Origin of the sequence: Vibrio cholerae, assembly GCF_008369605.1 — a bacterium.
In the GTDB taxonomy this organism is placed as follows: domain Bacteria; phylum Pseudomonadota; class Gammaproteobacteria; order Enterobacterales; family Vibrionaceae; genus Vibrio; species Vibrio cholerae.
Genome location: NZ_CP043554.1, coordinates 2104203 through 2128429, shown reverse-complemented (window position 1 = coordinate 2128429; position 24227 = coordinate 2104203). Strand labels below are relative to the sequence as shown.

Genomic DNA, 24227 nt, shown 5'->3' with positions numbered 1-24227 from the left:
TCTATCCTGCCTGCCAAGCAAAAGACCTAGAGGGTAAGTGAGGAAAAATGTCAGGAATCAAAAGCTTAGAATTGTTGTTGCAATCCATGTCGCCAGAGCTGATGGCGGGAGATTACGTGTTCTGTACAGTCGATGGGGCACTGAGTGACTATTTATCTTTAGAGCCTATCGCCACTTTTCGTGAGCCAGAAGGGTTGACGTTAGTGTTGGAGGCTGAAAAGGCGCAGCAAGCAGGGCTGGAGAGCAGCGCGTTGTTTAGTTTGATCACCTTAACCGTGCATTCCAGTTTGGAAGCCGTCGGGTTAACCGCCGCGTTTGCCACTAAGCTTGCTGAGCATGGCATTAGCGCCAATGTGATTGCAGGTTATTACCACGACCATATTTTCGTGCAAAAAGAGAAAGCGCAGCAGGCATTACAAGCGTTAGGAGAGTTTGCTCAAGCCTAGCGCTTGGCAATCGAAAGCTGCCATTGTGTTGGTTTGATGGCTTCCCCTACGCGCCCCTTTAGCTCGTAGGGGCTTTGCACTATAATTCGCCGGCATTTATCTCGGACAGCACCATGATTTCGAAAACCCAACTCAAATTGATTCGCGCTTTAGGGCAGAAGAAACAGCGCAAAGCGCACGGCTTATTTCTGGTTCAGGGCGAGAAAAACGTCCTAGAGCTGACCAACAGCACGCTGAACGTACAACACATTTTTGCGACCGCCGAGTTTCTCGCCGAGCACGCACAAGCCTTAGCGCGTTTCGAATGTATTGAAGCGACCTTGGATGATTTAACCAAAGTCAGCACCTTGGTGAGCAACAACGCCGCGATTGCGGTGGTGGCGATCCCACACATCGAGGTGCCTAAAGCACAAGGGTTGATGATTGCGTTGGATGGCGTTTCCGACCCCGGTAACTTGGGCACCATTATTCGTGTCGCGGATTGGTATGGTATTTCGCACATCATCGCCAGCCAAGATTGCGCCGACCCGTATAACCCGAAAACCATCAGTGCAACGATGGGCAGCTTTGGCCGCGTGCAAGTTAGCCAAGTGGATTTACCCGACTACTTAGCCAAGGCGAATTTGCCAGTGTACGGTGCATTTTTGGAAGGGGTGAGCGTGCATCAAACCGCTTTTCAAGCCGAAGGCATTTTGCTGATGGGCAGTGAATCTCACGGTATTCGCGAGCAAGCGGCGCAGTATGTGACGGATAAAATCACCATTCCGGCCTTTGGCGGTGCAGAGTCACTCAATGTGGCGATGGCAACGGGGATCATTCTCGACAATATCCGCCGTCAGCATAGTTAATCCATTTACCTAAAACGAATATACCTAAAACCAAAAAGCGTCGGACTGTCCGACGCTTTTTTCATCTCTAAGCTTTATGTCTTAAGGCGCTGTGGTCTTAAGGCATTTCGATCTTAAGGCATTTCGGTCTTAAGGGATTGCGCTCAAGCTCGCGGTTGGGGTTTACTTCTCCAACATATCCAGTTTGTTTGGCACGCCATCCCACTTTGCGGCGTCTTCCATCGCCGGCTTCACTTCGGTCAGATTTGGCCAATGCTCCGCCAACTCAGCGTTGAGTTCGATAAAAATCCGTTGATCACCCACCAATTCATCTTCCTGAAAAATGGCTTGCGCGGTACATTCCGGCACACACAGCCCACAGTCGATGCACTCAATCGGGTTGATCACCATAAAGTTCGGCCCTTCATGGAACGCATCCGCGGGGCATACCGCCACACAGTCGGTGTATTTACATTGGATACAGTTATCGGTGACGACAAAAGCCATGACAATTCGCTCTATCTAGTTAGCCGTTTCGCACACACAAAGTGTACGCAAAAATCAAGAACGGCGATGATACTGCGCCGCCGCTAAAATTCAACCCAAGCTGTTTCGATGGTGGCTATTTCCAGCCTGATCTGAGCTTTTATTATGACAAAGCTTTTAATATGACAGAGAACGCGAATTCTCGTAAAATGCGCGCCATTGTGAGCCGCCACGCCAGTGGTGAGGCTAAGACACCCATGACCCACGAGACATCCCATGATACGTTTAACTGAACTTAAGCTGCCTCTCAACCATGAGGAAGGCGCGCTGCTTGATGCCATTGCTGCCAAGTTGAAAATTCCTGCTCAGCAAGTCCTCTCTTTCACTCTGTTTAGACGTGGCTACGATGCTCGTAAAAAAAGCGATATCCAACTGATTTACACCGTTGATGTGGAAGTGGCGAACCCAGAAAAACTGCTCGCCAAATTTAGCAAAGATCAGCATGTGCGCCCAACGCCGGATATGTCCTACAAATTTGTCGCCAAAGCACCAGAGAACCTACCTGAGCGCCCACTGGTGATCGGTTTTGGCCCTTGTGGCTTGTTTGCCGGTTTAGTGCTGGCGCAAATGGGTTTTAACCCGATCATTGTTGAGCGCGGCAAAGAGGTGCGTGAGCGTACCAAAGATACCTTCGGCTTTTGGCGTAAGCGTACTCTGAATACCGAATCTAACGTGCAGTTTGGTGAAGGTGGTGCCGGTACGTTTTCCGATGGTAAGTTGTACAGCCAAGTCAAAGATCCCAACTTCTATGGCCGTAAAGTGATCACCGAGTTTGTTGAAGCAGGCGCGCCAGAAGAGATTTTATATGTGAGTAAGCCGCACATCGGTACCTTTAAACTGGTGACCATGATTGAAAAAATGCGCGCGAAAATCATCGAACTGGGTGGCGAAATTCGTTTTAGCACCCGCGTTGACGATATCCACATGCAAGATGGCCAAATCACCGGCGTGACACTCTCCAACGGCGAAGAGATCCAATCTCGTCACGTGGTGCTCGCGGTCGGCCACAGTGCGCGTGATACCTTTGAGATGCTGCATGCGCGTGGTGTGTACATGGAAGCCAAGCCTTTCTCGGTCGGTTTTCGTATTGAACACAAGCAATCCATGATTGATGAAGCGCGCTTTGGACCCAGTGCGGGGCACCCGATTTTGGGCGCGGCAGACTACAAACTGGTACACCATTGTAAAAATGGCCGCACCGTGTACAGCTTCTGTATGTGTCCGGGTGGCACAGTGGTGGCAGCAACGTCTGAAGAAGGGCGCGTTGTCACCAACGGCATGAGCCAATATTCGCGTGCTGAGCGTAACGCCAACAGCGCGATTGTGGTGGGCATTTCGCCAGAGCAAGATTACCCAGGCGATCCGCTGGCGGGCATTCGTCTGCAACGTGAACTGGAAGCTAACGCTTATAAACTGGGCGGCGAAACTTACGATGCGCCCGCGCAGAAAATCGGTGATTTCCTGAAAGGCCGTAACCCAAGTGAACTGGGCGATGTACAGCCTTCTTTCACGCCGGGCATCAAGCTTACCGACCTTTCCAAAGCGCTGCCTGCCTTTGCGGTAGAAGCGATTCGTGAAGCGATTCCTGCGTTTGATCGTCAAATCAAAGGCTTTGCCTCGGAAGATGGTTTGCTGACTGGCGTAGAAACGCGTACGTCATCTCCGGTGTGCATCAAGCGTGGCAAAGATTTCCAAAGCATCAACCTCAAAGGCTTCTACCCAGCCGGTGAAGGTGCCGGTTATGCGGGCGGTATTTTGTCAGCAGGGATTGACGGCATCAAAGTCGCAGAAGCGGTCGCACGTGACATGATGGCGAGATTCGCAGGCGAGTAAGACTTGCAATAAAACCAAAGGGCTCAGTTGAGCCCTTTTTTGATCTTAATGGATTAAAGCGAAGCGATTACTTGCTGCGCAGAAAATCTTCCATCTTATGACCTGTGATGCTAGACAGGCTTCTAAACAGATAGAACAGCGCGCCCATCATCAAAATCGTCACCGGCAGTGAAATCACCGGAAAGCTCAGCGCCGTCATTTTACCTATCTCTTCGTTAAACGCTTCCGTACCCGCAGGGCTTTTCACAATCCACTTCGCCAAGCCATAGTTGAGCACGGCTGAAACAAAAAACGAGAACGCAATCAGATAAGAGCTGACATTCACCCGACGCTCAAACTCCGCCTTCTTCTCTGGCGTGCTTAACGCGCTGTGCAGCTTGTCGTGGTCGACAATATCTTCATTGAGCAGCATTTTACGCACTAGCGGATAACCAATCAGATTACTGACCAGCAGAATCACAAAAATCAGCCCCGGAATCGCCGCTTCTTTAATGGCTATATAAGCAGGGTCGAGTTGCAGCAAGCCAATGCCACCGGTGAGCAACACGCTAATCATGCCGAGCGCCGAGTAAAAATTGACTTTGCGCTCTTGAATAAAGCTGTAAACCCCAAACAGCAGGGGAAAGGCTAACGCGGCCACCAATGCCCACGTTGGGCCAAGGTTATCTTCACCGCTCATTTTGCTCAAAATCACCACTGGAATAACAATGTTGATCAGAACATTACTGAGTAAGCTTTGGTTGGATTTCATACAAACAACTTCCTAGTGATTGAGCGCCCAGTATACGAATGAAGCGGTTTGACTCAAGCTCCTTAGTAGCGGCTAGTTGGGTTAATTGTAAGCAGGTGTTGGGCAGTAAAGCTAAAAATTGCATAGAGTGACTTGAACCATCGGGATTCGATAGGCAAAGTGCAATTCATCTTGAGCTATCTCTACTCCAGAAAGCCACCAACTTTGAAATGGAACTGCCCATGCCTAGCCACTCCTCGTTTTTAGATATTTCAGCGCTGTTTGAACAGTGTGAACAGAGCTCACTACTGAAAGGTGCACAACTCGCGAAAAGTGGCTCGGTACGCAAGCTCACCATCACTGGGCATACCGTCAACGCAGAAGTGAAAGGCTCTCAACTTTATCGCGTACAACTTACTGGCGGTCAAGCTTCCTCTAGCCGCTGCACTTGCCCTGCGGCGGGCCATCAAGCCGTATGCAAGCACGCCGTGGCTGTTGCCCTCTGCTTACTCGATCAGCAATCACAGAATGAAGACGGTGAACGTGAGCAGATCCGCCGTTATCTAAGCACATTAAGCGAAGAGGCGAGGCTCGAGATGTTACTTGATTATCTCGAGCGAGATAAGTCGGTTTGGCAAGCCTTACTGGCGAAAGAACAACCCAAAGATCAGAGCCTCAGTTATAACGAGCTGAAGAAAAAAATTACCCAAGCGCTCCCTCGTAAACAGCTTTGGGATTGGGGGGACGTGAGCGATTACTTTGCACAGGCCGAAGAGCAGCTCGACTGGGTATTTGATGTTGCGATGCAACTTGCAACCGATCAGCAGTGGAAACTGATCCAGCACACAGTCACTCGTTTGAACAGCGTGTTAGAGCAGATTGATGACTCCAACGGTGAACGTTTTGGAGTCGAAGCGCTGATCAATGTTCAGATGCCGATGATTTTGAACCGATTGGAGTGGAGTGAGGAAGAGAAAGCGCAGTGGATGTTTGAGCGCATGACCCACCATGAGTTTGATGTGTATCCCTCAATTGAAACCGACTTCGCGATCGTTTGGCGCAGCAACCCAACATTTTTACACTTGTGTCGCAAAGCCATTGAGAACACACCACTAAACCGTGAAAACGCGTGGGATCTCAAAACGTGGGCCGCACCACTACTGGCCATGGCAACGGATTGGCATGAAGTTATCGCCATTAAGCAAAAAATCGCGTGGCGCTGCGACGATTTTCTGGACATAGTGCAGCTCTACCTTGAGCACCAAGAGCCACATCAAGCGGAATTCTGGTTAGCTAAAGCCAAAAAGCACGCGACCCCTTATGAAAAGCAGCAGTGCGAGCAACTGCAGGTCAACCTCTACCTCAGTTTGGGGCAAATGACCCAAGCGTGGCAGTTGGCGAACCGACTTTTCACTGAGAATCCCTCTTTTGATAGCTACCAAAAGTTGAGCGCGTTCAAAGCCACACACCAAATTGAAGATGCGGAGTTTTTAGCGCGTATCGAACAGAGCTTGATCGCCTGCTATCAACCCGCTGATGCACGAGGATTTATCAGCCGCAACAGTAGTGATGTGGTCGAATTTTATATCGAGCAGCAAGCGTGGCAAAAAGCTTGTGATTGGGTGGCCAATCGAACCACCGAAAGTCAGGTACTACTCAGGTTGGCCGATCACATTATTGCCAACCAAGCTCAGCTCTCGTTGCAGTACTACCTTCGCGTGGCGCGCGCTTCAATTGAACAAACCAGCAACCAAGGTTATCAAAATGCGATTCACCATCTACAACGTATCGAGCGTTTATTAGCCAAAAATCCCACCGTGTTGGCCGATTTTTATCTCGAAATCACCGCTCTGGCAGAAGTCTACAAACGTAAGCGAAATATGCATAACTTATTGAAAAAACACTATCCAAAGCAGGTTTAGTGGTTCTCTTCTGGTTGCTATTATACCCAAACAACTTGGAGTGCAGGTAGGCGGCAAGTAAGTGAATCCCCATGAGCATAGGCAAACTATGTGATTGGAGTGAACGAGCGTAGCCAACACCGCTGCAGCTTCAAGTAGGAAGGGTATAAACAAAATAAATATTAAGTTTGGCATTATATTTTTCTGGATGATTGAATATGAATAGAGCACATGGGTTTTTCCTCTTTTTACTCTCAATTCCTACTGCCATCATTTCAGCTTTGACTTTTGAACAACAAGGTGGATTCATTATTGGTGGATGGTTTGTAATAGCTCTTGCGCTCTCTGGAATGGGTGCAATTAAACAATTCATAAAAGAGCGCAATAACCAATATGGAACCACAACCGGTGTCGTGGTCGGATTTGAAGTAACTGTTAAATACAATAGAAATATCGAGGAGCATTTTAGAAAGAAAAAATTTCTCAATCCTCAGGTTGAATATACTTGGAATGGTCAGGTTTACACTCAATCATTATTAGTAACTTACGATGCTACTTTACATCGTATTGTTGGTAAGAAACTAGGAGAGAAAGTTGTTTTGCGTGTTCCATTAAATGAACCTCAAAACGCAAGAGAGAATACATTTATTTCCAAGTATATCTATCTAATAATTAGTGTCTGTGCTGGTTTTCTTTCTTTGTTAATATTTTTTTGTTGGCTTTCTAGTATGAACCACACTAAATAATATCAACATAATACGCCATGCCCTGTTGATTAAGCAGGGCACTATTTTATATCAATCATGAAATATACACTATGCTGTTTTTTCTAATGATTGATATTCATACTCTACTTTATGACCACACTCGCAACTTACAGTATAAGTGTTTTTATCTTTTGATACATGGGTTTTTCTATTCCCACATTTTATGCAAGCTACGTTCATTGATGTGTTCTTATTACAATCTTTACAGGTGACATAATATCCAAATTTCCCATATTTTGGTGAGGTGTTATTACTTGAACACTCCTTACATATAAACCAAGGATTTGAGATGTTTATTTTTGTTTCTGTTTGATGTGTAATGTTATCTGGTTTATTGATCTTGTTAGTGAATTTTTTATCTTCGATTAACGGGTTCTTGTGTACTTCAATTAAGAAGTTTTTAATATTTTTAAGCTCATTATCACTAAATGTTGGATTTGGCTTTAAGATACTCGATCTACTAGCTATTATTTCTTCCACTCGATTAGCAATTTGTTCTGATTTAATAATCATTGGTGATATTTTTGATGGGATGTTGTCTCTATCGATGATTGCATCATTCGAAGCCGCGCACAGAGTGTCCCAACATCGGCCGCCAAAATAGCCTTGAAGCATTAATATCTTTTCTAGTAACTGTTCTGCATTATCATTTAATAATGCTTTCAATAGTTTGGTTTGCATTTCTGCTTGGGTGATAGGAGATGGCATGCCGACCCATTTCCCACGAACCGTTCTTTGCCATTCTAGCTGCTTGTTAATTTGAACAGTACCCTTGATGGATTTTGATTCAATAATGATAAACCCTTTTTTATAAACAACAAGGTGGTCTATTTGTGCGATTTCACCTTTATGCTCAATGCGTAAATCATTATAAATGAAGATACTCTCATTTTCGGAGAAATGACGTCTCAAATAGAATGCGACATCATTTTCTACTTGATTGCCTAAGTCTTGTTTGAAATTACTAGTTTTAATATGTGTTTTTTCTTTTACTATCATAACTACCTAGCCTTTTTATTTACATATTGTTATTTAAAATTTATATATTTGAATTATGCCTTATTCATCGTAATCGAGTCTGTGATTGCTGACTATTATTTTTTATCACTGCTTTTAATCGTGCGAACGTTTTCATTGCATCGGTTGCTGGCATATTTGGATAACTTGGATTTTGTGCTTGTAGTTCATACTGGTTCGGTGCGATTTTACGTACGACCCGCAGTAAGTACTGGTTATCCCCCGTTTCATCTTGAGTTTCTATAGCCATGGTGAGGTTTGATATAGAGCCAGCACTGCTTGGTGTCACCCACTCAAGCAATAATAAGTCACCATCTTGAATAGGATTTTTGCCACCATTCATAGAGTTTCCCGCCGCGGGGGCAACAAAATGGCGAGTAGGGTCTAACTTGCCATAGCCATCGGCAACACAGTGATATTGAACCGCTTCATTAGAGCCGCGTTTAAAATGGCCGCAAGCAATTTTAAGTTCAGGGTAAAAAGGCAGCATCGTCCCTTGCGGATCACTTTGTTTGGCAAACTCGAGCACTTGGGCTGAAGGTGAGTGTTCAATTTCCGGCTGATTCGATGGCTGTTTTTGCTGTGGCCGCTGAGCATATTCTGCCAAACGCAGATCAACCAATTCTTGTATACAATCGTGTAACCGTTCTAGATCTTGCTCTCGGATATCAAAGTTAGCGATAAAGCGTTGTTGGCTATCGATGGCAAACCAAGTGGCCTGTTTCGTTGCTTTGTTCGTAAAGGCCTTAATTGGGTTGTTCCGCCAATAGTTAAGCCAATCTTTATCTGCTGCTTTAAATTGTTTGGCATTTTCAGTTAAGTCTTCAGCCATGATGTCTGGTCTGCGTGCGAGAACAGTGTAACTGCATTCAGCCAATGCAGCTAAGGTCGGCGGAGTTCTTAATCCATCCAGTTCGAGTAAGGCCTCAAGTAGAATTGCTTTGAAAGATTTACTCATGCTGGTGCTTTCAATGCCATGCAGAAGAAAATCACCATAGCGTGTAACAATCTCAGCCAACTCGGGATCATTTTCTTGGCTCGCAACCAAATGAAACCAGCTTTGCGCTTGTTTACGCACTTTACTCATTTCAATTCCATGATAGAAAAACTCACTAGCAGTTGGTCTATGTGCGAGCTGGTGTGCAAGTTGCTGATACTCATCTTGCACTGAGAAACGCATTTTCCGGGTTAATTGCTGCCAAAAGTTGAGCAAAGTGATATCAAAAGTGACATGGCATCCGTCAGGTAATGCTTGTTGTTGGTGTTTGGCTAAGGCGTCTTTTAAATGACTCACATTGTAGAGTGTGGTTGGACGATTTAAGAACGAGTCATGATTACCAATAAAATCAATAACAACCAGTTTACTTTTTTGAGTTTCAATGCTTCGACGCAATCCCCGTCCCAACTGCTGTAAAAAGAGAATTTTAGACTCCGTTGGACGGAGCATCAAAATGGTATCAATAGCGGGCAGATCGGTACCTTCATTAAAAAGATCGACGGAGAAAAGGATGTCTATTTTTCCTGAATCTAGCCACTGTAAGGCTTGGTTACGTCGAACCTTTGAATCACTGTAAACCGCAATCGCTTTTATGCCTTTACTCAGACAAAACTCGGCCATGAAGTCTGCGTGTTTTTTAGAAACACAAAAAGCCAGTGTGCGGGTTTGTTTTTTCTGGTGCCAATGCTGGTAAACGTGTTCGGCACGGCGTTGAGTTGCTAGGGCATTATCGAGTGAGTCTGGGTCGAATTTACCGTTACGCCATGGGATTTCTTGGTAGTTCACGGCTTGGTCGTAGATACCGTGATAGTCAAAAGGAACCAGAATTTTCTCATCAATTCCATGAACAAGGTTACGTTCAAAGACTAAATTACTGTCGCAAAGCGAGAGAATATCCGCTTGATCTGAACGTTCCGGTGTTGCGGTTAGGCCGAGGAGAAATTTAGGCTTAAAATAGGTGAGTAAGTTTCGGTAACTTCTCGCTGCCGCGTGATGAAATTCATCCACCACAATGTAATCAAAGTGATCCGCTGCAAAGCGTTGCAGGTGATTTTGTTTACCTATGGTTGCCACGGAAGCAAACAGCAGCATCGCTTGTGTATTTTGCGTTACACCGTTGTAGAGACCCGTTTTTGCATTGGGAATAAGCTGACAGAAGGTTTTTTCCGCTTGCAGAAGAATTTCTTCTCTATGCGCAACGAACAAGACTTTTGTCGACTGAGTTTGTAGAGAATCAAATGCTGCTAACCACGTTTTGCCCATGCCCGTAGCTAGCACGACTAATCCACGAGAAAATCCTTGGGCTCGAGTGGCGTTCAATGCGGTTAACGCCTCTACTTGAACTGCATTCGGCGCTGGCGGTTCTGACTGTTCATCTTGGCTATCGGCCAGTATGGGCATGCCGTGCTGCTTTTTCGCTTGTTGATAGCGTTCAAGGTAATGATCAATCCAAGTATGCGTTAAATCTTTACTATTTGTGTGGTTGAAAATGGAAGCAAACTGTTGACGAATATGGAGAAACTCAAGGGCAGCAGCACTGGTTTCAGGTGGTTCAAAGTCGTGACGTAGAGCCCATTCATGGCTGTCTAATAACGCTGTTTTGCTGATGTTGTTGGAACCAATCCAAGCGCAACCTTCAAGTATTTCTCCCTGTTCACATCGGACAAAAATGTACGATTTCATATGAAAGCTGTGCTGACCACATTCAAATACACGACACTGAGCGCCGCGTTCTGTTAGCAACATTAGGCGTCGCAGCGCAACAGGATGAGTAATCGAGAGATAATCTGATGTTAGGAGTTTTACCTGAGCACCACTTTGCACAGCATCAAACAGAGGATCAAACAGTAAATCCAGACCGGATGGCTGAATGAATGAGACTGAAATTTCAATTTCAGTCGCGTGATTAATGGCTTGGACAAGTCTTGGTAGGAGCGGATCGTTTGCACCACCAGAAGAGAGCTTATGACCTGAATACAGAAAACTTTGTCTATCACTCATCACTTAACGCTTAATTAATATGGCATTGAGCCATTGTTCATGTTCACGCCCTGCTCTGAGATCTTGTGTCACCCAAAGCTTGTCGATGGCTAGCGGTGAAGAGGTGAGCAATTGATTTAAAAGGACTTCATTACAGTTGGTGAAGCGACGCCCATCTCTCTCTACCTCGTCCTGACCATATTTAAATGAGCAGTAAAAAGCACCGCCACACTTGAGCATTTTTGCTAAGTGAGCAAACGTCTCCGGTAACGATTCTCTCGTGACATGCAGTAGGGAAGCACAAGCCCAAATTCCGTCATAGCGTTTACTAGAGGTAAAGTTCTCGAAGGTAGTCACAGTGACAGATTGATTGAGTAGTTCTTCAGCCAAAGCCGCTAAAGGTGCACTGGCATCAAAAGCATCGATCTGATAGCCCATATCTAGAAATCGTTTACTATCTCGTCCTGAGCCGCATCCTGCATCTAACACTAATCCACCTTGAGGTAAGTAAGGTACAAACTGGTCAAGTAGGGAAGTGGAATCGACTTCGACAGTGGAAGAGAAAAACTGCTGTGCATTTTGATTGTAAAATTCTACAGACATTGGCGTGAGCTCCTCCTGAATTGGATGCAGAGTGTAACTTCCTCATCCTCATTGCTCAATGAGTTGCAATGTAACTGTGAGCTACTTTGTGAAATCGAGGATGTACGACTTGTTGGTTCAAGATGCTCTCCTCGTAAGCTCAAGCGGCCTTGGGCAAGTCGGGGTGAGTTAGAAGATGACATCATGGTTTAAATAGTAGGGAGCATCGGTGGTTTCAATTCTTGAGCGTCTACAAGTTAATTCGCTTTACCTCAGCGTTTTTGACTTCCGGAGCGGATAGCGGTTTTGTCTGTCACGGCATGTTTAGGAAACATAAATTAGGAGCCCAAAAGGAACTGAACCCGCGTCCATGTATTCCTCAATCATTTAAAAATTCTGGCTTGTTATAGCGATTCAATCTAAATAAATAGAGCTGATACGGAGCAATTTACCCATCCTCACCATCCATTAAGAGCGATTTTAACGCATCGGGAGAAGAAGGCAGCAGCCCGATTTTTAAGCTAAATGGTTTGAATACCTTGTTGAGAATCTCTGTATTGTAGCTGCCCCGATCATTCTCTATGTCTGAGAGTGTTTTTCTTGAGACATCGACAAGTCTTGCGAATACATCCTGTTTGAGTCCCAGTATATTAATGCGTAGACTTTTCAGCGCTTGGCCCTGTGTTAGCTCTCCAAGCAATAAGTGTTTGATGATTTTGTTTGCCTCGGTTTTGCGCTCTGCTGCACTTACTGCTTTGACGTTTTTTGAGGCTTTCGATCTCGTTGGAGTATCGAGTGGTGTTTGCTCTTTACTCGAATGAGTTGCACTCTTCCCAACCTTGGGCTGCTGTTGATTTCGGTTTGCTCTTAGACGAGCTACCGTATCCTGTACGGACTCTTTATTGCTTGGCTTCATAGTAGCCCCCATTTAGTGAGCTTTTCTGATAAATAATTAAGTCCAACGGCCGGCATCTCCAAGATTTGTTCTGGTACTCCTCGTAAAGCGAGTCTCTGCTTTAGGCCTACGCATTTACTTGCAGTAATTGCTAGCTCTTTTAATAACATTTCCTTTGGCACCAGATCAGATAAGGTGTCTGCAATGCCGACAAAGTCGTAAGTTCCGCCAACCTCTAGTGGGGCTTTCCATTTTGTTGTTCTTGGAATTCCTGCAGGATCGGCTTTCATTGGTGCGAAATCGTAAATGGGAGCAAGCTTTATGACTCCATCACCCTTTAAGAATGAAGTATTTCTGCCATGGTTATCACTATTACCAAACAAGATGTTGAGTAGATCTCTCTTCACCCATTCAATAACGAAAGCTTGGGTATCGAACCTATACCCTTGGTGTTTAACCATATTACTTTCAGTAATTTTTTCTATGAGAGTTCGGATTGTTGTTTCGTGATCAAGAGTGACTCCAGCGCCTTTGTTCAAAATGGAATACACTGATTCCATGCCAAATCTCTCTATTTGTTGATCAATAATTTGAACATCAAATCGAGGAAGCCATAAGGAAGGGTAGTTTAATCCTTCCTCCAAGCGCATACCGTCGGTGGAGATCGTTTCAACTCCCATTTCAGTTAGCTCGTGGTAGAAGTAGAACTCAGCTCTTAGAATATTACAGTCGATGGTGCTTCTTGAGCCTCTAGGGTACTTTACTAAGTAATGTAAGTCGTGGTTGCTATTGTCATCTTGGTATGGATCAATCCATATTTTTTCGCTGCCAGATCCATGATCGAAACCGCATCGGAGGATCAGTTTTGGCGCTTCACCTCCAGCCCCAGTTGCACCACCTGCGGCTGCCCCTCTTTGCTGTGCGTAGTCGAGGAAATCACCAGCTCGATTTTTAACATCATCAACAGAGAAGTAGAGGTTGTCTGCGACTTCGTAGCGTTCAGGAAGGGAGTCTTTTATTCTTAAGTTACCAATAGGCGACATCGTGCCAAATTTGAGCAAAACATAGTCTTGTTCATCAGAACTAAGATCTTCAATATCTAGGTGTTTGACCCAGTATCGTCTACTAGCGCCACTAGGCATAATATCGTCTAGAAACTTTAACCATCCAGGCTTACCCATGTCATCAAAGATGAATGAGACAGGGTGGTTTAGTGAAACAGCGTGAAAGTCATCTTTATCGTAATGTTCTAGCGCATAGTCGCTGAGGTAGTTGAGTTCAGTCACTCGGAAATTATATTGGCTACTTTTAGGGAATGAGATTATACCAATATCTATCCATTCACCTCTGATAAAAGCTTGTACGGTTAGCTCTTCCATCGACCACACCTCTACTTATCAATGAGTAAAACTTTACTCTTAAAGCCATTTTTTTTCAAGTTGTGAGTAAAAAATTACTCATTAATGTGTATGGATACTATTTATGAGTAAATTATTACTCATGAGTTGTAAGTCAAAATTTGTTGATGAGCAGGATGGATTGTTTTAGCTATGTAAAGCTGCGATAGGGAGCGGGGCGTTAATTGTTTGTTCAGTGATGCAGGTTGTTCGTAATAAATGAACAGTTGCCTTAAATGAACAAAGTGAATCTTGATGAGACGCCCTGAACCACTTAAAGCCAAATAGGACAAGAGTTTAGAAAAGAAAACGGGACGTCCTGAGACGTCCCGTTACTAGTGATTGGTGGAGCTGGGGGGAGTTGAACCCCCGTCCGAAAACCATTCATCTTTGGTACTACATGCTTAGTCGATCTTTAATTTCACCACCGCCTGCGAACCGACACGCTAACGAATGGCTAACCTGAATTAGATCTCGCGCTTCATCCCTCAGGTGGGGGAATCCACGCCAGCTTGATTTGGTTTGACCTTCCTGATTTCCCCGTCTTACAAGCGGAAGCTAGGGAGGAAGGGCTCTGAGCAGGGTATTAAGCTGCTAGTGCGTAGTTTTCGTCGTTTGCGACTATTTTTTTGCGGTTTGTTAACGAGGCCTACCGCACCTCGGCATGCACCTCAGACTGCAAAATTCCCGTCGAATCCTGAATCAGCCCCAGAGGTAACGGGTGCATAGTACCAGAATAAGTGCTTCTGTCTAGCTCCCATTTTTCAAGTGGTTACTATTAGCGCAACGCGCTCTTCATCACTCGATCTTTTTGGCGTTGCCACTCTTTTTCTTTCAGATCTTCACGTTTGTCGTGCAGTTTTTTACCTTTCGCAACGCCAATTTTGATTTTGACCCACGAACGAGACCAGTAGAGTGACAATGCGGTTAGTGTCATCCCTTCACGGTTGATACGGCCAAACAGGTTGTCCAGCTCGCGGCGTGAAAGTAGCAGCTTGCGGATACGGGTAGGGTTGGCTACCACGTGAGTAGAGGCTTGCTGCAACGGAATGATGGTCATACCGGAAATGAACGCTTCGCCATCTTTGATGTAGACGTAGCTTTCTGCAATGTTGGCTTTACCTTGGCGAAGTGATTTGACTTCCCAGCCTTGTAGCTCCATGCCGGCTTCAAATTCATCTTCGATGAAGTATTCGTGGCGAGCTTTTTTGTTCAGCGCGATAGTGTTGCTACCCGCTTTGGTATTGGTTTTCTTTTTTGTCATAGTGGGCGCATTATACGGATTGGTCAGCGGTTAGGAAACGCTTTTGTTTGCCGTAGCATACGGTTATCTGCGCGATGACTCAAGCGCTGTATTGTGTTGTGCGAGCCTGATGGCTTGAGGTGCTGGGGGGATGAAAGTACAATCCGTTTTCCCAAGCTGTTTGAGTCGTGGTAAGGAGTGAAAATGAAACAAGTGAGTCGTTCTGCCTTGGTCTCGTTTAGTGCAGAGCAGATGTTTCATTTGGTCAATGATGTGGCGCGTTATCCTGAGTTTTTGCCCGGTTGTTCGGGTTCTCGTGTGCTGGAGCAGAGTGAGGCACATATGGTGGCATCGGTGGATGTTTCAAAAGCGGGGATCAGTAAGACGTTTACCACCTCGAATCAATTGACGCCCGGGGTGTCGATTGCCATGAGCTTGGTGGATGGGCCTTTTAAAACGCTGCGCGGTGGATGGTTTTTCACTCCGTTAGATGAAGCCGCGTGTAAAGTTGAGCTGCGTTTGGAGTTTGAGTTTTCCAGCAAAATGATTGAGTTGGCGTTTGGCAAAATTTTTAATGAATTGACCAGCAATATGGTGAATGCGTTTACTCGCCGAGCAAAACAGGTGTATGGAGAGTGATGATGAGCAGTGAAATGATTCATGTTGAAGTGGTGTATGCGCTACCGCATGAGCAGCGTGTACTCAAGCTGGTGGTTGAGCAATCGGCAACGGTGGAAGAGATCATCCGTACCTCAGGCATTTTGCAGATGTATCCTGAGATTGATCTGACGGTCAATAAGGTGGGCATTTTCAGCCGGAATGTGAAGTTGGATGCTAGGGTGCGAGATAAAGATCGGATTGAGATTTATCGCCCATTATTGGCTGACCCGAAAGAGATTCGCCGTAAACGTGCGGAGCAAGCCAAAGCGGCTGCTAATCAAAGTTAATGTGACGGCTGAAGAATCAACACCAAAAAAAGAAAAGGCTTGTGAAAGCCTTTTCTTTTTTAATCAGCAAAGTGCGCTTAGTTGACGCCTTCGAAGAAAGAATCGCCAGCAGGGAAATCTCCCGCGACATTGACTAGCTTGCCACCATCGTTAAATTTCACGATCAGGTTCTTTTGTACCGGATCGTTATGGCCTTGGGTGTGGTGGTAAATGTAATACCAAGTATCTGGGTAGCCATTTTCAACCAGCATAGGTGAGCCGAGAACAAAACGAACTTGTTCTTTACTCATGCCAAACTTGAGCTGATCAACCGATTGTTGATCGACATAGTTACCCTGATTGATATCGATTCGATACACCAAGCGCTCTAATAAAGAGCAGCCGGATAAGGCAGTGACGGCAAGGGGAAGGGCGATGAACCACTTAGTAAACTGCATTGTTAAAACTCTCTGTCCCTCAGGGCTAAAAACTTGGCTGATAATAAACAAGCTCAGAGCAGATGTAAAAACCTCGATCGTGCTCTGAGCCTATTGAGACTGTGAATTTTGAATTTGGTTGCAAAGCTGAATAAAAAATCCAGTGATGCGATATGAAATTAGGCTGCGATTAATAGCTCTTTAGCATTCGCGAGTGTTGATTCGGTGATTTGGCTGCCTCCAAGCAAGCGTGCGAGTTCAGCAATGCGCTGTTCCTGATCCAATTTGAGCATTTGAGTTTCAGTTTTGCCTGCTTTGGTTTGTTTGGCGACAAACAGCTGATGGTGTCCACAACCTGCGACTTGAGGTAAGTGGGTAACACACAGTACCTGAGTTGATTCACCTAATTTGCGTAATAGTTTGCCGACAACCGCTGCGGTTGGACCTGAAATACCCACGTCAACTTCATCAAAAATCAGGCTTGGAGTATCGACTTTCTGTGCAGTGATCACTTGGATCGCCAATGACATACGTGATAGTTCACCACCAGATGCGACTTTGGCGATCGGTTGCAGTGGTTGTCCGGGGTTAGTCGAAACTAAAAACGTCACCGCATCAAAGCCTAATGGTGAAGAGTGCGCGTTATCTTGCATTACCTCAATTTTGAATTGGGCTTTTTCCATGCTGAGTTCATGCATACTTTGGCTTATCAGCTTATCTAGCTCTTTCGCGTAGCGAGTGCGTGATTTATGCAGCTTGTCCGCAGCAGTAACGAAAGTTTGGTAGAGCACTTCCACTTCACTCGCCAGTGCTGACATTTTTTCATCAGAACAATCCAACTGAGCGATCTGCTGTAGCAGCGCTTGATGATGCTGATACAGCTCTTCTGGCAGTACATGGTGCTTACGGGCCAGAGACATTACTTTGGAATAGCGTTCCTCAACATATGACATACGTTCTGGATCGACATCAATAGAATCGAGATAGTTGCGCAGTTCATGGTAAGTTTCTTCAAGCTGAATCAGTGCCTCTGCCACCATAGAAGGGAGCGTTGTCAGCTTGTTGTCCATTTCAGCCAGATCGATCAGCGTATGGCTAACGTTTTGTAATAGACCTAATGCGTTTACTTCTTCCCCTTCATTGAGCAGTTCAATCGCACGTTGGCAATTAAGTGCCAGATCTCCGCTATTAGCTAAGCGTTTGTGCTCTTGTTCTAGCTCGACAAACTCATCCTCACCGAGAGCCAATTCGTTGAGCTCTTTGATTTGGTATTCCAAAAGTTGTAATTGTGCCTGATTCTGCTGGCTATTTTCGTGCAGCTGTTTGAGCTGATTACTCGCTTGACGCCAATTTTGGTAGGCGTGACGCGTGGCTTTGAGCAAGTCGGCATGACCTGAGTATTGATCAAGCATGCTGAGTTGATATTCCGGTTTCATCAGTTGCTGATGTGCGTGTTGACCATGCACATTGATCAGCAGTTGCCCCAATGTTTTGAGTTGAGAGAGCGGAACTGGGCTGCCATTAATAAAGGCTTTAGAGCGCCCATCTTTGGTGATGATTCGGCGCAAAATGCACTCTTTGCCTTCAAGCAGTTCATTATCTTCTAACCAACGGCTAGCGAGCAGATTGTTATCCAGATGAAAGGCGGCGCTGACTTCGGTTTTATCTTCACCTTGACGCACCATGCTGGCTTCGGCTCGACCACCAAGGCATAAACCTAAAGCATCAATCGCAATGGATTTACCGGCACCGGTTTCGCCGGTGATGGTGGTCATTCCTTTTGATAATTCGAGTTGTAGTGACTTTACGATAGCGAAGTTATTGATACTTAAGTGAGCCAGCATGTTTGCACCTGTATGATTAACCAATACTGTATGTTTAAACAGTTTATACTGTTTCTTTATACAGTAAAGTCACTCAGGTAAAATTTTTTGGTCACTTTTACGTTCTATGAGCAAAATCTGTGAACGAAATCAAAACAGTTTGCTCGACCAGCCAAGCTTAGTGCGCAGTACGTGGTAGTAACTGTAGTCTTGAGGATGGATCAGTTTCAGCACATTAGGGCTTTGATAGATGTGAATTTCATCACCAGGCGACACAGGTAATGAGACTTGTCCATCACAGCTCACTTCTTGAGTGCCGCGATTTTCAGGGGAAACCACCAGTTTAATGCGTTGATTTCCTCCCACCACTAATGGGCGGCAGGAGAGGGTATGTGGAAACATAGGCACTAAAGTAATGGCATTCAGGCTTGGCGAGAGGATCGGGCCTCCGCCGGAAAGTGAATAAGCAGTCGAGCCGGTTGGGGTGGACACAATTAACCCATCGGAGCGCTGAGAGAAAGCGAAGTTATCATCAATATAGACTTCAAATTCAATCATATGCGCTATTTTTCCTGGATGAAGCACGGCTTCATTCAAGGCGGCATTATGGCTTTTCACTTGCCCGTGGCGATGGATTTCCGCTTCAAGCAAAAAGCGAGTTTCTTGCAAATAGTGACCATCCAACACTTCTTGTAAGCGCTGTTGGAAATCTTCTGGGTTTAAATCTGTCAAAAAGCCTAAATTGCCACGATTAACCCCGATCACACTGATATCAAAGCGGGACAACACGCGCGCAGCACCAAGCATGTTGCCATCGCCACCGACCACAATCGCCAAATCGGCTTTTTTGCCCAGTTCAATCAGGCTTGCAAAATGTTCGGTGGGTAAATCGGTCAGAATTTCCCGTAAACGATCATCGATAAACACGGTATATCCGAGCGATCTTAGCCAGTGGTAAATCTCTTTATGAGTTTGAATGGCTTGTTGATCGCGCGGTTTTCCAATGATGGCAAGAACGTTGAACGGCTTTTTCATAAGGTTTCCAACCGATTTAGGCTTGAATCAGAATTCATCGTCCCCATAATAAGGGCAAGTTGTGCTTTTATGCGAATTTTTGTGTTGGGAAATCGACGATTAGACGATTTCTCCTGACCAGTATGAAGTGAATTTTGGAGATATCATGAGCAACGAAGAGATCAAGAACAAAGACGAGCAGCTGCAACAAGACGCGGTTGAGACTGAAGCTGAAGTTGTAGGAACAGATGCCGATATCGACTGGAACCAAGCCGCTGACGAAATCGATGAGAAAGAAGCGAAAATTGCTCAGTTAGAAGCGGCGCTGCTTGTGAGCGAAGAGCGCGTGAAAGAGCAGCAAGACAGCGTACTGCGTGCCCGTGCGGAAGTCGAAAACATGCGTCGCCGTAGCGAGCAGGAAGTGGATAAAGCACGTAAATTTGCGCTGAGCCGCTTTGCTGAAGAGCTACTGCCAGTGATTGATAACCTTGAGCGTGCGATTCAAGCCGCCGATGGTGAAGTTGAAGCGATCAAACCTCTGCTGGAAGGTGTAGAACTGACGCACAAAACTTTCGTTGATACGATTGCGAAGTTCGGCTTGAAAGAGATTAACCCGCACGGTGAAGTGTTTAACCCTGAATTCCACCAAGCCATGTCGATTCAAGAAAGCGCTGAGCATGAGCCAAACACGGTGATGTTTGTGATGCAAAAAGGCTATGAACTGAATGGTCGTGTATTACGCCCTGCTATGGTGATGGTGTCTAAGTAATTCCTAGACCCTGAGCGACAGAAGAAGCGAAGCCGATTGGCTTCGCTTTTTTATGTTCTAAAACCGATTTATGCGCAAAAACACAATAAATCTGAATTTTTTTCACTTTTACCCTTGAAATGGTTTTTGAAGACCTTATTTAAGGGGCATACGAGAAGCAAACAAGCCCGTTTTGGTTTGTGAGTAGGGGTTGAAACCCGATTCTCCATCCCCACATTAGGGGGATACAAACTCGAACATAGAATTTTTTTGGAGATAGCCTGATGGGTAAAATCATTGGTATTGACTTAGGTACTACAAACTCATGTGTTGCTGTGCTGGACGGCGACAAGCCTCGCGTAATTGAAAACGCAGAGGGTGAGCGTACTACTCCTTCTGTAATTGCATACACAGACGGTGAAACTCTGGTGGGTCAACCTGCGAAACGTCAAGCAGTCACTAACCCACAAAACACGCTATTTGCAATCAAGCGTCTGATCGGTCGTCGTTTTGAAGACGAAGAAGTTCAGCGCGATATCAAAATCATGCCTTACAAAATCGTTAAGGCTGACAACGGTGATGCTTGGGTTGAAGCGAAAGGCCAAAAAATGGCGGCTCCTCAAGTGTCTGCTGAAGTGCTGAAGAAAATGAAGAAAACCGCGGAAGATTTCCTCGGTGAACCCGTTACTGCAGCAGTTATCACTGTACCTGCTTACTTTAACGATGCTCAGCGTCAAGCAACCAAAGATGCTGGCCGTATCGCAGGTTTAGAAGTGAAACGTATCATCAACGAACCAACCGCAGCAGCTCTGGCTTACGGCCTAGACAAGCAAGGCGGCGATCGCACTATCGCGGTGTATGACCTTGGTGGTGGTACATTCGATATCTCTATCATTGAGATCGATGAAGTTGAAGGCGAGAAAACCTTCGAAGTTCTGTCTACCAACGGTGACACTCACCTAGGTGGTGAAGACTTTGACAACCGCATGATCAACTACTTGGTTGACGAGTTCAAAAAAGACCAAGGCATCGACCTGCGTAACGACCCGCTGGCAATGCAACGTCTGAAAGAAGCGGCTGAGAAAGCGAAAATCGAACTTTCTTCTGCGCAGCAAACTGACGTTAACCTGCCATACATCACGGCAGATGCGACTGGTCCTAAGCACATGAACATCAAAGTGACTCGTGCGAAACTGGAAGCGCTGGTTGAAGATCTGGTTCAACGTTCTCTGGAACCACTGAAAGTTGCTCTGGCGGATGCTGATCTGTCTGTGAACGACATTACTGACGTTATCCTAGTCGGTGGTCAAACTCGTATGCCAATGGTTCAGAAGAAAGTAGCTGAATTCTTTGGTAAAGAGCCACGTAAAGACGTGAACCCAGATGAAGCGGTAGCGGTAGGTGCTGCGGTTCAAGGTGGTGTTCTGGCGGGTGAAGTAAAAGATGTTCTGCTGCTAGACGTAACGCCTCTGTCTCTGGGTATCGAAACCATGGGCGGTGTGATGACCAAACTCATCGAGAAAAACACCACTATCCCAACCAAAGCGAACCAAGTGTTCTCTACGGCGGAAGATAACCAAAGCGCAGTAACCATCCACGTACTACAAGGTGAGCGTAAGCAAGCGATGTACAACAAATCTCTGGGTCAATTTAACCTAGAGGGCATCAACCCTGCGCCACGTGGTATGCCACAAATCGAAGTTATCTTCGACTTGGATGCGGACGGTATCCTGCACGTTTCAGCAAAAGACAAACAGACTGGTAAAGAGCAGAAGATCACTATCCAAGCTTCTGGCGGTCTGAGCGATGCTGAAATCGAAAAAATGGTTCAAGAAGCAGAAGCGAACAAAGAAGCGGACAAAAAGTTCGAAGAGTTAGCGACGGCACGTAACCAAGCAGACCAGATGATCCACGCAACTCGCAAACAAATCACAGAAGCAGGCGAAGCACTGCCAGCGGATGAGAAAGCGAAGATCGAAACGGCGATCAACGAGCTAGAAACAGCGAAAAAAGGCGAAGACAAAGCGGAAATCGATGACAAAGTGCAAGCACTGATGGCGGCGGCACAGAAGCTGATGGAAATCGCACAGCAACAAGCTCAAGCACAAGGTGCAAACGCGGGTCAATCTTCAGCTAAAGAAGATGACGTAGTGGACGCTGAGTTTGAAGAAGTTAACGACGATAAGAAGTAATGAAGTCATTCCGCACGATATGATGCGTGCGGTTTGCTGAGTTCTTATTGAACTTTGAAGCAGCGGGCGTTTGAGGAAACTCTTACGCCCGTCTGTTTGAAGCGTGTCGCTACAGATAAAGGCAACGGGATCCCCCTTATCTATATCGATACCCACCGAGCGGCATAGCCGTTGGCAGTAATAAATTGGTGACTGAGAACATGTCAAAACGTGATTTTTACGAAGTATTAGGCGTAGGCCGTGACGCCTCCGAGCGTGATATTAAAAAGGCATACAAACGCCTTGCGATGAAATACCACCCGGACCGCAACTCGGGAGATGCTGGTGCGGCGGAAAAGTTTAAAGAAGTCAAAGAAGCGTATGAAATTCTGACCGATGCGCAGAAGAAAGCTGCTTATGACCAATACGGCCATGCGGCATTTGAGCAAGGCGCGGGTGGTTTTGGTGGCGGTGGCTTCGGCGGTGGCGGTGCTGATTTTGGCGATATTTTCGGTGACGTGTTTGGTGACATTTTCGGTGGTGGTCGCCGTGGCGGCGGTCCAAGAGCACAGCGTGGCTCCGATCTACGTTACAACATGGAACTGAGCCTTGAAGAGGCGGTTCGTGGCTGCTCGAAAGAGATTGAAGTACCGACATTAGTACACTGTGACGCTTGCGATGGCTCGGGTGCGAAAAAAGGCACTTCGGCACAAACTTGTGGAACCTGTCACGGCCATGGCCAAGTTCAGATGCGTCAGGGCTTCTTTGCGGTGCAGCAAACCTGTCCAACCTGTCATGGTAAAGGCAAGATCATCAAAGATCCTTGTAACGTCTGTCATGGCCAAGGTCGTAAGCAAAAGACCAAAACACTCAATGTGAAAATTCCAGCGGGTGTGGATACCGGCGATCGCATTCGTCTTGCCGGTGAAGGTGAAGCCGGAGAAATGGGCGCGCCAGCAGGGGATTTGTACGTACAAGTACATGTCAAAGAGCACCACATTTTCGAGCGTGATGGCAATAACTTGTATTGTGAAGTGCCAGTGAGCTTCGCGATGGCGGCTCTGGGCGGTGAAGTGGAAGTACCGACACTCGATGGTCGCGTGAGCTTGAAAGTGCCTGCGGAAACCCAAACGGGTCGCATGTTCCGCATGCGCGGTAAAGGTGTGAAAGGCGTTCGCTCTGCAGCATTAGGCGATCTGATTGTTAAACTTGTGGTCGAAACCCCAGTCAATTTGAGTGCTCGTCAGAAAGAGCTGCTGAAAGAGTTTGAAGAGTCTTGTGGCGGCGAAGCGGCGACGAAACACAAGCCGAAAGCCGAAGGCTTCTTTAATGGTGTGAAGAAGTTTTTTGATGACCTAACCAGTTAATCAAAATTTAATCAGTAACAATAAGAAAAGACCAGCTTGCTGGTCTTTTCTTATTTCGGTAAATCATTCAATGATGATTTATTACTTTGATATTCGGATTTTTCATTTCCAGCAAGCACTTGGTGATGTCACTCCTTTCTCATTCAACGTGAGAGAGGTGTAGGTGTTACCGCCGCATTGATCACTATTTTGTCCTTTACTAGATTGCGGAGTGGCTGTAATCGCATAGCTAGTGGCTGCGGTTTCGACCACAATCTTGTAACGATCACTGTCTACGCTACAAAAAGAATTACATACCTTTTGAGCATCGACGATACCTGTAGCCGTATAGCCGTTGTTGTACTTTTCTTCTAAATAGAGCTGAATTTTGGCCATATCAGCCATCGCCTGTTTACGATGACCTTCTTTGACATAGTTGGTATAGGCTGGGTAAGCGATGCTCGCTAAAATTCCCACGATCACGACCGCGATCATTAATTCGATCAATGTCATACCTTGTTGCTGACTCACACTTGGCTTGCAGAAAATTTTTCGAATCATTTCCATTAGTTCTCTTTATAAAACAACGCCATTTTTGATA

Annotated in this window: 23 protein-coding genes and 1 other RNA gene; 10 read left to right on the top strand and 14 right to left on the bottom strand. The window is 45.8% G+C overall.

Annotation, left to right across the window (positions count from 1 at the left end; all coding sequences use genetic code 11):
* Positions 1–47 precede the first annotated feature (47 nt).
* Together F0316_RS09890 and F0316_RS09885 are read left to right on the top strand one after the other, a co-directional pair.
* On the top strand, positions 48–446 hold the full coding sequence (locus F0316_RS09890) for an ACT domain-containing protein (protein WP_000014297.1): 399 nt from the start codon (positions 48–50) through the stop codon (positions 444–446).
* A gap of 113 nt (positions 447–559) precedes the next feature.
* Entirely contained in the window at positions 560–1294 is a 735-nt protein-coding gene (locus F0316_RS09885) for an RNA methyltransferase (RefSeq protein ID WP_032478588.1), read from the top strand.
* Between the two features lie 162 nt (positions 1295–1456).
* On the opposite strand, the gene fdxA is transcribed toward F0316_RS09885, so the two are convergent.
* A complete protein-coding gene (gene fdxA / locus F0316_RS09880; protein WP_000896327.1) occupies positions 1457–1780 on the bottom strand; it encodes a ferredoxin FdxA in 324 nt (107 codons plus the stop codon).
* A 255-nt stretch (positions 1781–2035) separates the two neighbouring features.
* Here fdxA and F0316_RS09870 point away from each other — a divergent pair, with 255 nt between their 5' ends.
* Positions 2036–3652 carry an NAD(P)/FAD-dependent oxidoreductase gene (locus F0316_RS09870; RefSeq protein ID WP_069503181.1) on the top strand — a complete coding sequence of 539 codons (1617 nt, stop codon included), beginning with the start codon at positions 2036–2038 and terminating at the stop codon, positions 3650–3652.
* A 67-nt stretch (positions 3653–3719) separates the two neighbouring features.
* Here the strand turns inward: F0316_RS09870 and F0316_RS09865 are convergent, their stop codons facing one another.
* The gene (locus F0316_RS09865) at positions 3720–4403 is read right to left on the bottom strand and encodes a VC0807 family protein (RefSeq protein ID WP_033930751.1); all 684 of its coding nucleotides are present in this window, start codon (positions 4401–4403) and stop codon (positions 3720–3722) included.
* A 221-nt stretch (positions 4404–4624) separates the two neighbouring features.
* On the opposite strand from F0316_RS09865, the gene F0316_RS09855 reads away from it, so the two are divergent.
* The gene (locus tag F0316_RS09855; RefSeq protein ID WP_149560455.1) at positions 4625–6304 is read left to right on the top strand and encodes an SWIM zinc finger family protein; all 1680 of its coding nucleotides are present in this window, start codon (positions 4625–4627) and stop codon (positions 6302–6304) included.
* A 197-nt stretch (positions 6305–6501) separates the two neighbouring features.
* A complete protein-coding gene (locus tag F0316_RS09850; RefSeq protein WP_172626011.1) occupies positions 6502–7029 on the top strand; it encodes a hypothetical protein in 528 nt (175 codons plus the stop codon).
* 69 nt (positions 7030–7098) lie between these two features.
* Here the strand turns inward: F0316_RS09850 and F0316_RS09845 are convergent, their stop codons facing one another.
* The 7 genes from F0316_RS09845 to smpB all read right to left on the bottom strand — a co-directional run bounded on the left by F0316_RS09845 (position 7099) and on the right by smpB (position 15182).
* Positions 7099–8049 (bottom strand): nuclease-related domain-containing protein, encoded by a 951-nt coding sequence (locus F0316_RS09845; RefSeq protein WP_000635666.1) that lies wholly within the window; start codon positions 8047–8049, stop codon positions 7099–7101.
* A 64-nt stretch (positions 8050–8113) separates the two neighbouring features.
* Positions 8114–11065: a DEAD/DEAH box helicase family protein gene (locus F0316_RS09840; RefSeq protein ID WP_172626010.1), complete on the bottom strand. Its 2952-nt coding sequence runs from the start codon at positions 11063–11065 to the stop codon at positions 8114–8116.
* 3 nt (positions 11066–11068) lie between these two features.
* Positions 11069–11647 carry a class I SAM-dependent methyltransferase gene (locus F0316_RS09835; protein WP_000109982.1) on the bottom strand — a complete coding sequence of 193 codons (579 nt, stop codon included), beginning with the start codon at positions 11645–11647 and terminating at the stop codon, positions 11069–11071.
* A gap of 427 nt (positions 11648–12074) precedes the next feature.
* Entirely contained in the window at positions 12075–12542 is a 468-nt protein-coding gene (locus F0316_RS09830; RefSeq protein ID WP_000804848.1) for a helix-turn-helix transcriptional regulator, read from the bottom strand.
* On the bottom strand, positions 12539–13900 hold the full coding sequence (locus F0316_RS09825; RefSeq protein ID WP_172626009.1) for a type II toxin-antitoxin system HipA family toxin: 1362 nt from the start codon (positions 13898–13900) through the stop codon (positions 12539–12541). Before F0316_RS09825 ends, F0316_RS09830 begins: the two co-directional genes overlap by 4 nt.
* A gap of 361 nt (positions 13901–14261) precedes the next feature.
* Positions 14262–14628, bottom strand: a transfer-messenger RNA (tmRNA) gene (gene ssrA, locus F0316_RS09815).
* A 68-nt stretch (positions 14629–14696) separates the two neighbouring features.
* Complete coding sequence (gene smpB, locus F0316_RS09810; protein ID WP_000162689.1) at positions 14697–15182, bottom strand: SsrA-binding protein SmpB; 486 nt, start codon at positions 15180–15182, stop codon at positions 14697–14699.
* 183 nt (positions 15183–15365) lie between these two features.
* Here smpB and F0316_RS09805 point away from each other — a divergent pair, with 183 nt between their 5' ends.
* The gene (locus F0316_RS09805) at positions 15366–15800 is read left to right on the top strand and encodes an SRPBCC family protein (protein ID WP_000815880.1); all 435 of its coding nucleotides are present in this window, start codon (positions 15366–15368) and stop codon (positions 15798–15800) included.
* A 2-nt stretch (positions 15801–15802) separates the two neighbouring features.
* Entirely contained in the window at positions 15803–16108 is a 306-nt protein-coding gene (locus tag F0316_RS09800; protein ID WP_001918351.1) for an RnfH family protein, read from the top strand.
* Between the two features lie 77 nt (positions 16109–16185).
* Here F0316_RS09800 and bamE read toward each other — a convergent pair whose 3' ends face one another.
* The 3 genes from bamE to nadK form a co-directional block, all read right to left on the bottom strand.
* Positions 16186–16545 carry an outer membrane protein assembly factor BamE gene (gene bamE, locus F0316_RS09795; protein WP_001160912.1) on the bottom strand — a complete coding sequence of 120 codons (360 nt, stop codon included), beginning with the start codon at positions 16543–16545 and terminating at the stop codon, positions 16186–16188.
* A 158-nt stretch (positions 16546–16703) separates the two neighbouring features.
* A complete protein-coding gene (gene recN, locus F0316_RS09790) occupies positions 16704–18368 on the bottom strand; it encodes a DNA repair protein RecN (protein ID WP_149560452.1) in 1665 nt (554 codons plus the stop codon).
* Positions 18369–18497: 129 nt separating this feature from the next.
* Positions 18498–19382, bottom strand: a complete 885-nt coding sequence (nadK, locus tag F0316_RS09785) for an NAD(+) kinase (RefSeq protein WP_000742830.1) — start codon at positions 19380–19382, stop codon at positions 18498–18500.
* A 145-nt stretch (positions 19383–19527) separates the two neighbouring features.
* Between nadK and grpE the strand changes: the two genes are divergently transcribed.
* Positions 19528–20130, top strand: a complete 603-nt coding sequence (grpE, locus tag F0316_RS09780) for a nucleotide exchange factor GrpE (protein WP_000064038.1) — start codon at positions 19528–19530, stop codon at positions 20128–20130.
* On the opposite strand, the gene F0316_RS19865 is transcribed toward grpE, so the two are convergent.
* Positions 20123–20236, bottom strand: a complete 114-nt coding sequence (locus F0316_RS19865) for a hypothetical protein (RefSeq protein WP_001889140.1) — start codon at positions 20234–20236, stop codon at positions 20123–20125. The genes grpE and F0316_RS19865 overlap by 8 nt on opposite strands.
* A 157-nt stretch (positions 20237–20393) precedes the next feature.
* On the opposite strand from F0316_RS19865, the gene dnaK reads away from it, so the two are divergent.
* Both dnaK and dnaJ read left to right on the top strand, forming a co-directional pair.
* The gene (gene dnaK / locus F0316_RS09775) at positions 20394–22301 is read left to right on the top strand and encodes a molecular chaperone DnaK (protein ID WP_149560451.1); all 1908 of its coding nucleotides are present in this window, start codon (positions 20394–20396) and stop codon (positions 22299–22301) included.
* 200 nt (positions 22302–22501) lie between these two features.
* On the top strand, positions 22502–23647 hold the full coding sequence (dnaJ, locus tag F0316_RS09770) for a molecular chaperone DnaJ (RefSeq protein ID WP_000043912.1): 1146 nt from the start codon (positions 22502–22504) through the stop codon (positions 23645–23647).
* A 102-nt stretch (positions 23648–23749) separates the two neighbouring features.
* On the opposite strand, the gene F0316_RS09765 is transcribed toward dnaJ, so the two are convergent.
* Positions 23750–24193, bottom strand: a complete 444-nt coding sequence (locus F0316_RS09765; RefSeq protein ID WP_149560450.1) for a type IV pilin protein — start codon at positions 24191–24193, stop codon at positions 23750–23752.
* Between the last annotated feature and the right edge of the window lie 34 nt (positions 24194–24227).

Coding starts and splice junctions, on each gene's coding strand:
- F0316_RS09890 (WP_000014297.1), top strand. CDS start 48: ATGTCAGGAATCAAAAGCTTAGAATTGTTGTTGCAATCCATGTCGCCA.
- F0316_RS09885 (WP_032478588.1), top strand. CDS start 560: ATGATTTCGAAAACCCAACTCAAATTGATTCGCGCTTTAGGGCAGAAG.
- fdxA (WP_000896327.1), bottom strand. CDS start 1,780: ATGGCTTTTGTCGTCACCGATAACTGTATCCAATGTAAATACACCGAC.
- F0316_RS09870 (WP_069503181.1), top strand. CDS start 2,036: ATGATACGTTTAACTGAACTTAAGCTGCCTCTCAACCATGAGGAAGGC.
- F0316_RS09865 (WP_033930751.1), bottom strand. CDS start 4,403: ATGAAATCCAACCAAAGCTTACTCAGTAATGTTCTGATCAACATTGTT.
- F0316_RS09855 (WP_149560455.1), top strand. CDS start 4,625: ATGCCTAGCCACTCCTCGTTTTTAGATATTTCAGCGCTGTTTGAACAG.
- F0316_RS09850 (WP_172626011.1), top strand. CDS start 6,502: ATGAATAGAGCACATGGGTTTTTCCTCTTTTTACTCTCAATTCCTACT.
- F0316_RS09845 (WP_000635666.1), bottom strand. CDS start 8,049: ATGATAGTAAAAGAAAAAACACATATTAAAACTAGTAATTTCAAACAA.
- F0316_RS09840 (WP_172626010.1), bottom strand. CDS start 11,065: ATGAGTGATAGACAAAGTTTTCTGTATTCAGGTCATAAGCTCTCTTCT.
- F0316_RS09835 (WP_000109982.1), bottom strand. CDS start 11,647: ATGTCTGTAGAATTTTACAATCAAAATGCACAGCAGTTTTTCTCTTCC.
- F0316_RS09830 (WP_000804848.1), bottom strand. CDS start 12,542: ATGAAGCCAAGCAATAAAGAGTCCGTACAGGATACGGTAGCTCGTCTA.
- F0316_RS09825 (WP_172626009.1), bottom strand. CDS start 13,900: ATGGAAGAGCTAACCGTACAAGCTTTTATCAGAGGTGAATGGATAGAT.
- smpB (WP_000162689.1), bottom strand. CDS start 15,182: ATGACAAAAAAGAAAACCAATACCAAAGCGGGTAGCAACACTATCGCG.
- F0316_RS09805 (WP_000815880.1), top strand. CDS start 15,366: ATGAAACAAGTGAGTCGTTCTGCCTTGGTCTCGTTTAGTGCAGAGCAG.
- F0316_RS09800 (WP_001918351.1), top strand. CDS start 15,803: ATGAGCAGTGAAATGATTCATGTTGAAGTGGTGTATGCGCTACCGCAT.
- bamE (WP_001160912.1), bottom strand. CDS start 16,545: ATGCAGTTTACTAAGTGGTTCATCGCCCTTCCCCTTGCCGTCACTGCC.
- recN (WP_149560452.1), bottom strand. CDS start 18,368: ATGCTGGCTCACTTAAGTATCAATAACTTCGCTATCGTAAAGTCACTA.
- nadK (WP_000742830.1), bottom strand. CDS start 19,382: ATGAAAAAGCCGTTCAACGTTCTTGCCATCATTGGAAAACCGCGCGAT.
- grpE (WP_000064038.1), top strand. CDS start 19,528: ATGAGCAACGAAGAGATCAAGAACAAAGACGAGCAGCTGCAACAAGAC.
- dnaK (WP_149560451.1), top strand. CDS start 20,394: ATGGGTAAAATCATTGGTATTGACTTAGGTACTACAAACTCATGTGTT.
- dnaJ (WP_000043912.1), top strand. CDS start 22,502: ATGTCAAAACGTGATTTTTACGAAGTATTAGGCGTAGGCCGTGACGCC.
- F0316_RS09765 (WP_149560450.1), bottom strand. CDS start 24,193: ATGGAAATGATTCGAAAAATTTTCTGCAAGCCAAGTGTGAGTCAGCAA.